The sequence below is a fragment of the Nannocystis sp. RBIL2 genome, from assembly GCF_026626745.1.
Lineage (GTDB): Bacteria > Myxococcota_A > Polyangia > Nannocystales > Nannocystaceae > Nannocystis.
In genome coordinates this window covers 829,553-843,382 of record NZ_JAPNJW010000002.1, presented here as the reverse complement: position 1 = coordinate 843,382, position 13,830 = coordinate 829,553, and the positions used below count along the sequence as shown (strand labels likewise).

10 protein-coding genes are annotated in these 13,830 nt (G+C 70.2%); 6 read left to right on the top strand and 4 right to left on the bottom strand.

Going from position 1 to position 13,830, the window contains the following annotated elements:
- Window positions 1-19 precede the first annotated feature (19 nt).
- Complete coding sequence (locus OV090_RS28580) at window positions 20-370, top strand: FmdB family zinc ribbon protein (protein ID WP_267707792.1); 351 nt, start codon at window positions 20-22, stop codon at window positions 368-370.
- Complete coding sequence (gene folD / locus OV090_RS28575) at window positions 367-1,224, top strand: bifunctional methylenetetrahydrofolate dehydrogenase/methenyltetrahydrofolate cyclohydrolase FolD (RefSeq protein ID WP_267707791.1); 858 nt, start codon at window positions 367-369, stop codon at window positions 1,222-1,224. The genes OV090_RS28580 and folD overlap by 4 nt, the downstream gene beginning before the upstream one ends.
- 189 nt (window positions 1,225-1,413) lie before the next feature.
- Here the strand turns inward: folD and OV090_RS28570 are convergent, their stop codons facing one another.
- On the bottom strand, window positions 1,414-2,349 hold the full coding sequence (locus OV090_RS28570) for a ParB/RepB/Spo0J family partition protein (protein ID WP_267707790.1): 936 nt from the start codon (window positions 2,347-2,349) through the stop codon (window positions 1,414-1,416).
- Entirely contained in the window at window positions 2,346-3,170 is an 825-nt protein-coding gene (locus OV090_RS28565) for an AAA family ATPase (protein ID WP_267707789.1), read from the bottom strand. The genes OV090_RS28570 and OV090_RS28565 overlap by 4 nt, the downstream gene beginning before the upstream one ends.
- A gap of 112 nt (window positions 3,171-3,282) precedes the next feature.
- Here OV090_RS28565 and OV090_RS28560 point away from each other — a divergent pair, with 112 nt between their 5' ends.
- Complete coding sequence (locus OV090_RS28560; protein ID WP_267707788.1) at window positions 3,283-3,456, top strand: hypothetical protein; 174 nt, start codon at window positions 3,283-3,285, stop codon at window positions 3,454-3,456.
- 128 nt (window positions 3,457-3,584) lie between these two features.
- On the opposite strand, the gene OV090_RS28555 is transcribed toward OV090_RS28560, so the two are convergent.
- Together OV090_RS28555 and OV090_RS28550 are read right to left on the bottom strand one after the other, a co-directional pair.
- Window positions 3,585-4,943, bottom strand: a complete 1,359-nt coding sequence (locus OV090_RS28555; RefSeq protein ID WP_267707787.1) for a hypothetical protein — start codon at window positions 4,941-4,943, stop codon at window positions 3,585-3,587.
- A 96-nt stretch (window positions 4,944-5,039) separates the two neighbouring features.
- Window positions 5,040-6,869, bottom strand: a complete 1,830-nt coding sequence (locus tag OV090_RS28550) for a sigma 54-interacting transcriptional regulator (RefSeq protein WP_267707786.1) — start codon at window positions 6,867-6,869, stop codon at window positions 5,040-5,042.
- Window positions 6,870-7,067: 198 nt separating this feature from the next.
- On the opposite strand from OV090_RS28550, the gene lon reads away from it, so the two are divergent.
- The 3 genes from lon to OV090_RS28535 all read left to right on the top strand — a co-directional run bounded on the left by lon (window position 7,068) and on the right by OV090_RS28535 (window position 12,840).
- Complete coding sequence (gene lon / locus OV090_RS28545; RefSeq protein WP_267707785.1) at window positions 7,068-9,518, top strand: endopeptidase La; 2,451 nt, start codon at window positions 7,068-7,070, stop codon at window positions 9,516-9,518.
- Window positions 9,519-9,794: 276 nt separating this feature from the next.
- Window positions 9,795-11,738: a molecular chaperone DnaK gene (gene dnaK, locus OV090_RS28540; RefSeq protein WP_267707784.1), complete on the top strand. Its 1,944-nt coding sequence runs from the start codon at window positions 9,795-9,797 to the stop codon at window positions 11,736-11,738.
- 235 nt (window positions 11,739-11,973) lie between these two features.
- Entirely contained in the window at window positions 11,974-12,840 is an 867-nt protein-coding gene (locus OV090_RS28535; RefSeq protein WP_267707783.1) for a penicillin-insensitive murein endopeptidase, read from the top strand.
- The last annotated feature ends 990 nt before the right edge of the window (window positions 12,841-13,830 follow it).

Here is a 13,830-nt window from a genome sequence, read left to right as displayed (position 1 = left end):
GGGTCTTGACCACAATTTCATGCACCCTACATTCCCGCGCGAACCCACGGTCATGCCGATCTACGCCTATCGTTGTCTGCAATGCGAAGCCGAGCCCGAGTTCATCCAGAAGATGAGCGACGACCCGATCACCGTGTGCGAGGCCTGCGGCGGCCAGTTGGTCCGCAAGGTGACGGCCGCGTCGTTCCACCTCAAGGGCGGCGGCTGGTACAAGGACGGTTACGCCAGCACCAAGCCGGGTGAGGGCGGGGACAAGAGCAAGGGCGGGGAGTCGAGCACGACGCCCGCGAGCGACAGCTCCACCAGCAAGACCGAGTCGACCGCCAGCAAGCCGGCCGAGTCGACGAGCGCGAAGGCGGCCACGTCATGAGCGCGCGCCGGCTCGACGGCAAGGCCCGCGCGGCCGGTCTGCTCGCGGAGGTCGAGCAGCGGGTCCGAGCCTGCACCGAGCGCGGCGTCCGACCTTGCCTGGCGGTCGTGCTGGTCGGCGACGATCCCGCGTCACAGGTCTACGTCCGCAGCAAGGAGAAGCGGGCCGCCGAGATCGGCATCGAAGCCCGCGACCATCGTCTGCCGGCGACCACCACCACGGACGAGCTGCTCGCCCTGGTCGCCGCACTCAACGCGGATCGTGGGGTCGACGGCATCCTCGTGCAGCTGCCGCTGCCGCCGCAATGCGACGCCCAGCGGATCCTGCTGGCGGTCGATCCGGCCAAGGACGTCGACGGCTTCCACCCCGACAACCTCGGGCGCCTGATGCTCGGTCAGCCGCGCTTCGTCGCCTGCACGCCGCAGGGCTGCATGCTGCTGCTCGCGGACGCCGGGCTCGCCCTGGCAGGCGCGCGGGCGCTGGTGATCGGCCGCTCGACGATCGTCGGCAAGCCGATGGCGCAGCTGCTCGTCCACGCCGACGCGACGGTTACCGTGACGCACTCGCGCACGCGCGACCTCGCGGCCGAGGTGGCCCAGGCCGACGTCGTGGTCGCGGCGATCGGCCGGCCCGAGTTCGTGCGCGGCGAGTGGATCAAGCCGGGAGCCGTGGTCATCGACGTGGGCATGAACCGCCTGGGCGATGGTCGCCTGGTCGGCGACGTCGAGTTCGCGGCCGCCGAGGCGCGCGCGTCGGCGATCACGCCGGTGCCCGGCGGCGTCGGCCCGATGACGATCGCGTGCCTGCTCAACAACGTCGTGCTCGCCGCCGAGCGGCGGGCCGGCCTGAGCTGAAGAGCATGTTGTTCGGGGCATGTCCGCAGGGACATGCTCGATGGAACATGTCCCCAAGGTTCGCCTGTTGCGGCCGACTACCCAGCGGCCGCGTCAAGCTTGGGCGTCGTCATCACTGAGTCAGCCCGAGCGAGACGCCTCTCGGACATGCTCGGAGAGACATGCCCCAAAGAGCATGCTCGCTCGCGCTCAGGCCTCGTCGTCGCTACGCTCGCCGAGCAGATGCTCGAGCAGGCGGTCGAGCTCGTCGAGGCTGCCGTAGGGGACCTCGATGGTGCCCGAGCCCTTCTTCTTCGAGTCGGAGCGCACGGCGACCTTGACCCCGAGGCTGCGGCGCAGCCGCTCCTCGAGGTCGCGGACGATCACCGCTCGCTTGTGCGTCTCGGGGTCGGGCTCGGCCTCGGGCTCGGCCGGCCGCAGGCGCTCCCGCACCGCGCGCTCGACCGCGCGGACGCTGAGGCCCTTCTCGATCGCCTCGTAGGCGAGGGACAGCATGTCGGCCGCGTGCTCGAGCGCCAGCAAGGCGCGCGCGTGGCCCATGCTGAGGCGGCCGTCCTGCACGAGGTCTTGCACCTTCGAGGGCAGGCGGAGCAGCCGCACCGCGTTGGCGATCGTGCTGCGATCCTTGCTCAGGCGCTCGGCCAGCTGGTCCTGCGTGTAGCCGCGGACGTCGATGAGCTGGCGGTAGGCCTGGGCCTCCTCGATCGGCGTGAGGTCGAGGCGTTGGAGGTTCTCGAGCACCGCGAGCTCGAGGCGATCGCTCTCGGGCGTGTCGCGGACGACGGCCGGCAGCTCCTGCAGCCCGGCCAGCTGCGCGGCCCGCCAGCGGCGTTCACCGGCGACGAGGATGTAGTGCCCGGGGAGGCCGGGGTTGGGCGTCACGACCACCGGCTGCAGCAGCCCGTGGCGCTTGAGGCTGTCGGCCAGCTCGCGCAGGAGCACCGGCTCGAACTGCTTGCGCGGCTGGTCGGGGTTGGCCGCGATCTGTTCGATGGGCAAGGTGCGCAGCGCCGGCCCGGACGGGGCGGCGGCAGGGGTGTCGGCAGCGGCGGCCGGCGCCGGCGCCTGCGGGATCAGGGCGCCGAGGCCGCGGCCGAGGGCAGGGGGCCGTTTGGGGAGGTTCACGCGTCGGGCCTCGCTTCGATGCGGGACAGCAGCTCCTGGGCGAGATCGAGGTAGGCGCGGGCGCCCTTGCTCTCGATGTCGTAGAGGAGGACCGGCTTGCCGTGGCTCGGGCTCTCGCTCAGGCGGACGTTGGGCGGGATGGCGGTGGCGAACACCTTGTCGGCGAAGTGCTGGCGGACCTCGGCGACGACCTGCTGCGCCAGGTTGGTGCGGCGGTCGAACATGCAGAAGACGATGCCCTCGATCGCGAGGCGGGGGTTGAGCGCCGCGCGGACGCGGTCGATGGTGCCGGTCAGCGCGCCCAGGCCCTCGAGCGAGAAGTACTTGGCCTGCATCGGAATCAACACGGTGTCGGCGGCGACCAGCGCGTTGAGGGTGATGAGGCCCAGCGACGGCGGGCAGTCGAGGATGACGAAGTCCCAGTCGAGCTCGGCCTCGGCCCGATCGAGCGCGACGCGCAGGACCGACTCGCGGCCGTGGACGCCCACCAGCTCGATCTCGGCGCCCGTCAGGTCGGCCGACGCAGGGACGACCTGCAGGGTGGGCAGCTCGGTCGGGTGGACCACGTCCTTGAGCGGGGCGGCGCCCAGCATCAGCTCGTAGGTGCCCTTGTCGACGTGGCCGCGGGGATAACCGACCGCCGAGCTGGCGTTGCCCTGGGGGTCGAGATCGACGAGGAGGACCTTGCGCTCGGCTGCGGCCAGGCTGGCGGCGAGGTTGACGGCGGTGGTCGTCTTGCCCTCGCCGCCCTTTTGGTTGCTGACAGCGACGATCCGCGGTCGCCGCCGCGCGGGCGACCTCGATGCGGTGACCTTCGGCACGGGGCCACTCCCTACCACGGCCGGAGCCGCGCCGCTCGCCCGCGAAGAGGGAGATGGTGTGATTCAAGGTCGTTTTCTTGCCCACATGTAGGACAACGCTTACAAGGTGGGCATGAGCTACTACCGCAACGCGTTCACCAGCTTTGAAGAGTTTCAGCGCGAGGCCCTCCACGGCGACCGCGACGAGCTCGGCAAGGAAGAGCTCGAGCTCATCTATGACCTCGAGGACAGCGACAACCTGGTGCGGCCGGCCGCTCGTGCGCGTCGGCGACGGAGCCGCGAGTAAGCCATGGCCGCGCTGACCGGGACCTTCGCCGCGAACCCCATCGCGGCCGCCCAGGGGGGCGATCTGTCGACCCTCCTGCTCGGCGCCTCCAAGCTGATCGTGTTCGCGATCTTGAGCTGCGCCGTGGCTCAGAGCCCCGGGCTCGGCGCCGCGAAATCCCAGCTCTCCGGCGCGTCCGGTGCCTCCGGCGCGACGCGGACCAGCGCCGCCTCCTGGGTCGCCGGATCCGGCGCCGCCAGCAGGTCCCGCCAGACGCGGTAGCTGCTGCGCAGCTCGCCCAGGTCGTCGCGCAGCACGACCGCCTCGAAGTTGCCGAGCCCCGCGTTGGCGAGCGCGTTGTCGTCGGTCCTCAGGACCAGGGCGTCGCCGACGGGTCCTTCGTACAAGGAGCCGACGAGCAGGGCCTTTCGGCCAGGTGCGAGGCAGGTGCTCGGAGCGCAGCCCCCGTCGCCGTCGAAGTAGAGCAGCGGATCGGCGCCGGGCGCCTCGGGATCGACCGAATCGGCCAGCGTGAACGCGGCGAGGTCGACGTCGCCAGGCCCGAGGTTCACGACCTCGACGAACTCTGCGTGCTTCTCGAGGCTGGCCGGTCCGGGCGGGTTGCTGAGCACCTCGACGATCGCCAGCGTCGCGGGGAGGGGCGGGTCACCGGTGGTGTCGTCGCCGAGATTGGGCAGCTCGCCGGGGCTCGGGGCGCAGGCGATCCAGTCGGCGGCGCTGTCGCTGTCGGCGGCCGGGTCGACGCGGCACAGCGACTCGCCGGCGCCGGGCACCTCCGCGGGCGGGCCGCTCCACAGCGCGGGATCGTCGAAGGGCGCCGGCTGAGCCGCGCCGTAGAGGAGAGTGTCGCCGAAGTTGCCGTCCTGGTCGCGCAGGCCGATGGCCCCGTCGTCATTGCGCAGGCCGCCGCTGTCGGCGAACGCCGCGCGCAGGACCTCGCCCTCGCGCAGGACCGAAGGGACAGGTAGATCGGCCGGGCTGGCGTAGCGCACCAGCAGCAGGCGTTCGCCGGGGAGCAGCACTTCGCCGCCGATCCCGAGATCGCCCATCCATAGCTCGGGCCAGCTGCGCGCGACGACGACCAGGCCGCCGAGGGTCAGCGGGCCGTCGCCGACGTGGGTGACCTCGACGAACTCCGGACTCGCCGCGCCGCCGTCCTTGCCGTCGGGATCGGCCATCACCTCCGTGATCCGCAGCACGCTCAGGTCGATGCCCGGCTCGCCGCCCGTGTCCGTGAGGACAGGTCCTCCGGACCCTGTCCCGAAGGTCGAGGTGGGCTCGGGGAGCCCGAGGTCGGCCGGGGCCGCGCCCCAGTCGGTCAGGTTCGGCCAGGTGGTGCCCTCGAAGGTGGTCGAGGTCCCGGCGCCGCTGCTGCCGGAGGAGGAGGAGGTCGAGGTGTCGGTCGGGACGCCGGCGGGCTGCGGAGTCCAGGCGCCGCAGGCGGTAGCGAAGGAGAGGAGGGGAGAGAGGAGGTGTCGTGGATGCACACCCCGAGGTCGTGGTTCGCGGGCTCCGCTTTGCAGCCTCTACGCGAAATTCGGCCGCAGCGGCCCGTGAGCGGGCGCGCCAACGCCGGTTGGGCCTCAGCCGAGCGCGTAGTCCTTGAGCTTGCGGTAGAGCGTGGTGCGGTCGATGCCGAGGAGCGCGGCGGCGCGGGCCTTGTTGCCGTCGGTGGCCGCGAGGGCGCCGAGGATCGCCTCGCGCTCGAGCTCCGCCAGCGGGCGCACGAGCCGTGCATCGGGCGGGGCCTCGGCCGGAGCGATCGGCGCGGCGCGCATCAACTCGGGCGGGAGATCGTCGAGGTCGAGGACAGGCCCGTCGCCGAGGACCATGGCCCGCTCGATGACGTTGCGGAGCTCGCGGACGTTGCCCGGCCAGCGATAGCGCGTCAGCACCTCGAGCGCGGCCGGCGAGACGTCGGTGATCCGCCGGCCCAGGCTCTCGCCGAACAGCTTGGCGAAGTGGAGGGTGAGCCGCGGGATGTCGTCGCGACGCTCGCGCAGCGGCGGGATGGTCGTCTGGATGACGCTGAGCCGGTACAGCAGGTCTTCGCGGAACCGGCCCGATTCGACCATCTGCGGCAGATTGCGGTGGGTGGCGGCGATCAGCCGCACGTCGACCGAGAGCTCCTTGGTGCCGCCGACGCGCATGAGCGTGCGGTTCTCGAGCACGCGGAGCATCCGCGCCTGCGCGGGCAGGCTGAGCTCGCCGATCTCGTCCATGAACAGCGTGCCGCCGTGGGCTCGCACGAACACGCCTTCGTGTTGGCTGACCGCGCCGGTGAACGCCCCTTTCTCGTGGCCGAACAGCTCGCTCTCGAGCAAGCCCTCTGGAATTGCGGCGCAATTGACGGCGACGAACGGCCGGACCGACCGCGGCGACAGGGCGTGGACCATGCCGGCGGCGAGCTCCTTGCCGGTACCGCTCTCGCCGAACAGGAGCACCGTGGTCGGCGTGGCCGCGACGCGCTCGAGGAACACGTGCAGGCGCTGGATCGACGGCGAATTGCCGATGATCTGGCTCGGCGTGTAGCCTGTCTTTTGGGACAGCTTCGCAGCGGCCGTCAGCTGCTGTCGCTCGCCCGCGCTCTCGCCGCTGGCGCTGACGAGCTGGGCGGCGCAGACCAGGAGGAGCAGGGCTTGCTCGTCGTAGGTCGCCCGCACGGCGCGTGGCGCGTCCCACTCGGCGTAGAAGATAAGCCCCTCCGCGGGGGCGGCCATGGCCCCGACGATGCCGCGCAGCTGCACGCTGCGGCGGTCGGCCAGGTCGGGCTCGGCGAGCACGTCGCGGAGCAGGAAGCCGCGGCGCTCGCGGAGCACCCGGGCGAGCAGGGCGGGCGACAGGGCCAGGTCGCAGACCGGGCCGGCGGTCGCGCTGCTCAGGATGTCGCTGCCGTCAGGGCTGAGGAGCAGCGCCCGCGTCGCCGGCAGGGCCTCCAGCGCCCACGCCGTGGCGGCGCGGAACACCCCCGGCAACGAGCCGCAGCGGGCGAGTTTGTCGCCGAGGGCCGCCAGGGACGCCAGGCGGTTGCGACCTTCGGGGCTGGAGATCGCCCGCGCTGCATCGAGCTCGACCGTGCCGCGGACCGGCGCGGCGGGCTCGGGCGTGGCGAAGCCGAGGGTGGTGTTGCCGAGAGTGAAGGCCGCGCCCGGTGCCAGCTCCTGACCCGCCTTCAGCGCCAGGCGCTGGCCCTCGGCGACGCTCCACACGGGATTGACGCCGGCGACTTCGACGACGCGGAGGCGGCCGGCCGCGCGGTCGAGCTGGATCGTGAGGTGATGGCGCGAGACCGCCCCGTCGCCGAGTTGCAGGCCCTCGCCCTGGCCGCGGCCGATCGTCAGTGGCCCGTCGCCGAGCTCGAGCTGGCGCCCGCGATCCGGCCCGGCCTGGACGATGAGCAGAAAAGGATGCACTTACCGCGACTATAACATCGTCGCTGCGCCCGGCCGGGGCGCGCGCCGATTCTCGCGGACTATCGGCGTAATTGACGACGCGTCCGTCCGCGCCCGAGACCGCAAATTCCGTTCTTCGGGCCACGAATCAGCCGTCCGCGCGCGTGGAACTCGCGTGGTTGACAGCCTAGGGCCGAGTGTTACGTTTCCGGCACTCTTGTGACCGAAAACACCCTTACTCCGCCCCCAGGTCGCCGCGAAGAGCCCCCGGAGCTGCCCGAGGTCATCTCGCTCCTGCCCCTGCGCAACTCGGTGTTGTTCCCCGGCTCGATCATCCCGATCGACGTGGGGCGGCCCAAGTCCGTCAAGCTGATCGAAGAGGCGATCGCGAACGAACGGCCGATCATCGGCATCGTCACCCAACGCGAGGCTCGCGTCGAAGAGCCGACCGAGGCCGACCTGCACGCGGTCGGCTGCGCGGCGCGGATCCTCAAGGTCATCAAGCTCGCGAAGGACAACTACAGCGTCATCCTGCAAGGGGTGATGCGGATCTCGATCGAGCGCGTGGTCACCAGCGAGCCGTTCCTCAAGGCCCGCGTCACCGAGCTGCCCGACGTCGAGGGCGAGGACGTCGAGGCCGTCGCGCTGGTCCAGAGCATCAAGGAGACGGCCAAGCGGCTGATCGCGCTGGTGCCCGAGCTGCCGCGCGAGGCGGCGGCGCTGCTCGACAGCGTCAGCGATCCCAGCCAGGTCGCGGACCTCGTGATCAGCAACCTCGACATCGAGGCCGGCGAGAAGCAAGAGGTCCTGGCCGCCAACAACGTGCGCGAGCGCCTGCGCAAGGTGCTGATGCTGCTCACGCGTCAGCTCGAGATCCTCAAGGTCCGCGAGCGCATCAACTCGCAGGTCCAGGAGGAGATGGGCCACTCGCAGCGCGAGTACGTGCTGCGCCAGCAGCTCAAGGCGATCAAGGGCGAGCTCGGCGAGATCGACGACGAGTCCGGCGACATCGAGGAGTTCCAGAAGAAGATCGCCGACGCGAAGATGCCCGAGGAGGCGGAGAAGGTCGCGCGCAAGCAGCTCGACCGGCTCAAGGCGATGCAGCCCAGCAGCGCCGAGTACACCGTCACCCGCACGTACCTCGAGTGGCTCGTCGACCTGCCGTGGTCGATCTCCAGCGAGGACCAGCTCGACATCGCCACGGTCCGCACCGTGCTCAACGAGGATCACTACGACCTCGAGAAGGTCAAGAAGCGCATCCTCGAGTACATGGCGGTGCTCAAGCTCAACGCCAGCAAGAAGGGCCCGATCCTGTGCCTCCTCGGCCCGCCCGGCGTCGGCAAGACCTCGCTCGGCAAGAGCATCGCCCGCGCGATCGGCCGCAAGTTCGTCCGCATCAGCCTCGGCGGCGTGCGCGACGAGGCCGAGATCCGCGGCCACCGACGCACCTACGTCGGCTCGCTGCCGGGCCGCATCATCCAGGGCATCAAGCGCGCCGGCACCAACAACCCGGTGATGATGCTCGACGAGATCGACAAGCTCGGCCACGACTTCCGCGGCGACCCGGGCTCGGCGCTGCTCGAGGTCCTCGACCCCGAGCAGAACTGGTCGTTCAGCGACCACTACCTCGAGGTCCCGTTCGACCTGTCGCGGGTGATGTTCATCGCCACGTCGAACTACCTCGACCCGATCCCGCCTGCCCTGAAGGACAGGCTCGAGATCCTGCGTCTGCCCGGTTACACGCGCCAGGAGTCGCTGGCGATCGCCAAGCGCTTCCTGCTGCCGAAGCAGATCAGCGAGCACGGGCTCGAGAAGACCGACCTCAAGGTCAGCTTCACCGACGACGCGCTGCTCGAGATGATCGACAGCTACACCCACGAGGCCGGCGTCCGTAACCTCGAGCGCGAGATCAGCTCCGTCATCCGCGGGATCGCGGTCAAGGTGGTCGAGGGCGAGGTCAAGGACGAGGTCGTCATCACCAAGGACGTGATCCCGGAGTACCTCGGGCCCCAGAAGTACCTGCCCGAGGTCGCCGAGCGCACGGCCGAGCCCGGCGTGGCCACCGGCCTCGCCTGGACCCCGGTCGGCGGCGAGATCATGTTCGTCGAGGCGACCCAGATGCCCGGCAAGGGCGGGCTCATGCTCACCGGCCAGCTCGGCGACGTGATGAAGGAGTCGGCCCAGGCGGCGATGAGCTACGTGAAGAGCCACCTCGGCCCGCTCGGCATCGAGAAGTCGGCGATCGAGAACATCGACATCCACGTCCACGTGCCCGCGGGCGGGATCCCGAAGGACGGCCCTTCGGCGGGCGTGGCGATGTTCGCCGCGATCACCTCGCTGCTCACCGGCACATGCGTCCGTCCGGACGTGGCGATGACCGGTGAGATCACCCTGCGCGGCCTCGTGCTCCCGGTCGGCGGCATCAAGGAGAAGATGCTCGCGGCCCACCGCGCCGGCATCAAGCGCGTGATCCTGCCCGAGCGCAACCAGAAGGACGTGGTCGACGTGCCGGAGGAGATCCGGCAAGACATGACGATCCTCTGCGTGAAGAACGTGCACGACGTGGCCGAGCACGTGTTCGAGCGCCCGGTCATCCCGGCCGACGCAGCCCCCGAGGTCACCTCGACCCAAGGCGCTCGCGGCGAGCCGCCCGCCACGGCCGCCACCTGAGCGCGGCTTTTGCGGACCGCTGGGCCCTGGGAGTCTCATCCCCGGGCCCGCGGCCTTTGGTTGCGAGCGACCGATTCGTTCGGTCGCTCGGGGCGCTGCGACCCGGTGCATTTTCCGGGCCCTTCCACCTGCTCGGGCCGCTCGCCGGCCGATTGACATGCGAGAACCGGGCCTTACTCTGCGCCCGTAACGCTTCCCGGCCTGGTGGGCTCGAGAGGGAAGCAGAAGTCCCCCGGCCCGTACGGGCCCAAGTCCGAGAAAGGTCAGAGTTCCACAATGGGCAAGATCATCGGTATCGACCTCGGCACGACCAACTCCGTCGTCTGCGTGATGGAGGGCAGCGAGCCGAAAGTCATCCCCAACGAAGAGGGCGGTCGCACCACCCCGTCGGTGGTGGCCTTCGAAGCGAATGGCAACGTCCTCGTCGGTCAGCAGGCGCGGCGCCAGGCGATCACCAACCCCGAGAACACCGTCTACTCGGTCAAGCGCTTCATGGGCATGGGCCTCGACGTGTCTTCGCACGAGGTCAACCGCGTGCCCTACAAGGTCGTCAAGGCGCCCAACGGCGACGCGCACATCTCGATCCGCGGCAAGGCCTACTCACCGCCCGAGATCAGCGCGCGCATCTTGATGAAGCTCAAGAAGGCCGCCGAGGACTACCTCGGCGAGACGGTCAACGAGGCGGTCATCACCGTCCCGGCGTACTTCAACGACGCGCAGCGCCAGGCGACCAAGGACGCCGGCAAGATCGCCGGCCTCGACGTGAAGCGCATCGTCAACGAGCCGACCGCGGCCGCGCTGGCCTACGGCCTCGGCAAGGGCAAGAGCTCCAAGGAGCAGACCATCGCGGTCTACGACCTCGGCGGCGGTACCTTCGACATCTCGATCCTCGAGGTCGCCGAGAGCGTGGTCGAGGTCATCTCGACCAACGGCGACACGCACCTCGGCGGCGACGACCTCGACGACCGCATCATCAAGTGGCTGATCGCCGAGTTCAAGAAGGACACCGGCATCGACGTCGGCGGCGACAAGCTCGTGCTGCAGCGCCTCAAGGACGCGGCCGAGAAGGCCAAGATCGAGCTGTCGCAGGCGAGCGAGAGCGAGATCAACCTGCCGTTCTTGACCGCCGACGCGACCGGGCCGAAGCACCTGCAGATCCGCCTGTCGCGCGCCAAGTTCGAGTCGATGATCGAGGACCTGGTCAAGAAGACGATCGAGCCGGTCAAGAAGGCGCTCGCCGACGCCAAGAAGTCGCCTGGCGACATCGACGAGATCCTGCTCGTCGGCGGCTCGACCCGCGTGCCGATGGTCCAGAAGTACGTCAAGGAGTTCTTCGGCAAGGACCCGAACCGCAGCGTCAACCCCGACGAGGTCGTCGGTCTCGGCGCGGCGGTCCAGGCGGGCGTGCTCGCCGGTGATGTCACCGACATCGTGCTCGTCGACGTCACTCCGCTCAGCCTCGGCATCGAGACCCTCGGCGGCGTGACCACCGTGCTCATCCCGCGCAACACCACGATCCCGACCAAGAAGACCGAGGTGTTCACCACTGCGGCCGACAACCAGCCGTCGGTCGAGGTCCACGTGGTCCAGGGCGAGCGCAGCATGGCGACCGACAACCGCACGCTCGGCCGCTTCAGCCTCGGCGGCATCCCGGCCGCGCCGCGCGGTGTGCCGCAGATCGAGGTCACGTTCGACATCGACGCCAACGGCATCGTCAAGGTGTCGGCCAAGGACCGGGCGACCGGTAAGGAGGCCAACATCACCATCACCGCGAGCAGCGGCCTCAAGCAGGACGAGATCGAGCGGATGGTCAACGACGCCTCCAAGTTCGAGGCCGAGGACAAGAAGCGCCGCCAGGCGATCGAGAACCGCAACGGCCTCGAGGCGCTGATCATCCAGACCGAGAAGCTGCTGGCCGAGAACGGGGACAAGTTCCCGGCCGGGCCGAAGGCCGAGGTCGAGGCGGCCATCACCGACGCGAAGGCGGCGTTCGACTCCAAGGACGACGACCGGATCGCGGCCGCCAAGGACAAGCTGATGCAGGCCTCGCACAAGCTGGCGCAGGCGGCGTACGGGCAGCCCGGCGCCGAGCAGCAGGGCCCCGGCGGCCCCGGCGGGCCGGGTGGTGCCGGTCCGGGCCCGGGTGGTCCGGGCGGAGCGAGCGCCGGCTCCAAGAGCGAAGGCGACGTGATCGACGCCGAGTTCGAAGAGAAGAACTGACGCGCTCCGGCGCGCACCGGGCCGAGTCCCTCGCGGGGCTCGGCCCTTTTCGCTTTCTCGCCCGCATGCACGCGTACGCCCGGGCGCCTCGCGCGGGGGCGGACCTCTCCTCGGTCCTCGGTGGCTGTTCGCGGCGGTCGCCGGGTCTGCAACCTCGGACGCGGCACCACGCGCGCCAGCGCGAGTTTGCCCGTCTTTGGACAGCGTGACGCGGAGGGACTAAAAGAATGAGGGTATGCGTCGTCGCGCGAAGGCCGTCGCGCTCGCGTTCGGGCTCGTCCTCACCAGCTGCGCCGGTCCCAACCTCTGGACCGACGGCACCAGCGTGTCGACCGGCCTGTCGAGCCACGGCCGCCTGCGCCGGCCGGCCAAGCTCGAGCTGACGGGCAGCGGCTTCTCGGTGGGCGAGCGCTGGAAGACGCGCGGGTTCCAGTACGGCACCGAGGAGCTGGTCAGCGCCTTGGGTCGCGCGGCCAAGACGGTGCGCGGCGGGGCCAAGAAGGCGACGCTCGGCATCGCCGACCTCAGCCCGCAGCGCGGCGGCAAGTCGAAGTGGCACAGCAGCCACCAGAGCGGCCGCGACGTCGACCTGATCTTCTACAGCGTCGACGAACAGGGCAAGCCGCTGGCGCCCCCGGAGAACGACATGATCCGCTACGACGGCGAGGGCAAGCCGTACGTCCGCGGCAAGGGCACCTACAACGACGCGATCTGGCAGGAGCGCCGCTTCGACACCGCTCGCAACTGGGCCCTGGTCGAGGCGCTGCTCAGCGACGCTACCATCCGCGTGCAGTGGATCTTCGTGTCTCTGCCGCTCGAGGACCGGCTCCTCGAGTACGCGACGCGCCACAAGAAGCCGCGCTGGCTCATCGAGTACGCGCGCGCGGTGATGTACGACCCGCCCGACGCACCGACGCACAGCGACCACTTCCACGTCCGGATCTACTGCCCGCGCGACGACCGGTTCCACGGCTGCGTCGACCGGGGCGTGGTCTGGCAGCACGAGAAGAAGTCGTACAAGTACGGCGGCCCCGAGCGCTACGACCCGATCGCTTGGCGCTCGCTCGCGTCGCTGTCGACCATCGCCCTGTCGCCGGGTTGAACGAAGGCTCGCGCGACGACGCGAGGCTCCGTGAGCGTGCGTCGCGGCAACACGAGCGAGCGATGGGATGCTCCTGTCCTTTGGGACAGCCATGGGCGGGCACGACCTTCAGGGTCGCGTTCGCCAGAACCTGCGCCGCTGCAGCTCGATCCTCCCCACGCCTGTACGCGGCGAGTGCTCGAAGAGTCGAGCTCGAGCCGCCCGTAGGCGCCACGCCCGTGAGTGCGTCGACGGCTCGCTAGTTGGAGCGCGCGCCGAGCCGAGGGCAGGAACCCTCAGGTTTCAGGCCGCGCGCGAGTGAGCGCAGGGTTGGTAAGCGATCGCGGGTCGATGCCGGCGGTCGCGCTCGCAAGTTGCGATCGGCGCTCGAAGTAGGCGGCCGGCCGGCCGGTGCGGATGCCGGGCACAGGCTCGCGGCTCGAGGGCGGCGGGCCTCGCAAGTTGCGAGCGGTCGGGTGGGGCGGGCCGCGAGGACAGGCCTCGCGAGTTGCGAGGGACGGATCTCTCCTCGCAAGTTGCGAGCGGTCGGGCCGAGCGAGCGGCGAGGGCAGGGCTCGCAGGTTGCGAGCGGTCGCTGCCTTCCTCGCAGCATGCGAGCGCGCGGCGATCGAGGTCCCGCCTGGGAGCGTCACGCCGGCCAGCGCGGGCCGACTCGCAAGTTGCGAGCGAGATCTGCTGCTCCGGCGTAGCGAGCTCCTGGCGGGTCGTGCTGCGTCTCGCAAGTCGGCTCGTGGAGCCGACTTGCTGCCTCGTGATGCTCGCAAGTCGGCTCGTGGAGCCGACTTGCTGCGGCGCATGACGAGGGGCCGGCAGCGCGAGCCGGCTTCGCGAGATGCGATCTCCGGAACCCGTGCTGATCGCCCGTTTGCTGGGGTTTACGGCCAGATCGCGTGAAGCGAGTCGGCGGTTGCGCGCATGCGCGCGTCGGCTGCGCCTGGCTCGAAGGTCAGGCGGCACTCGACGAGATCTCAGTGATGGAGATCTGCACAT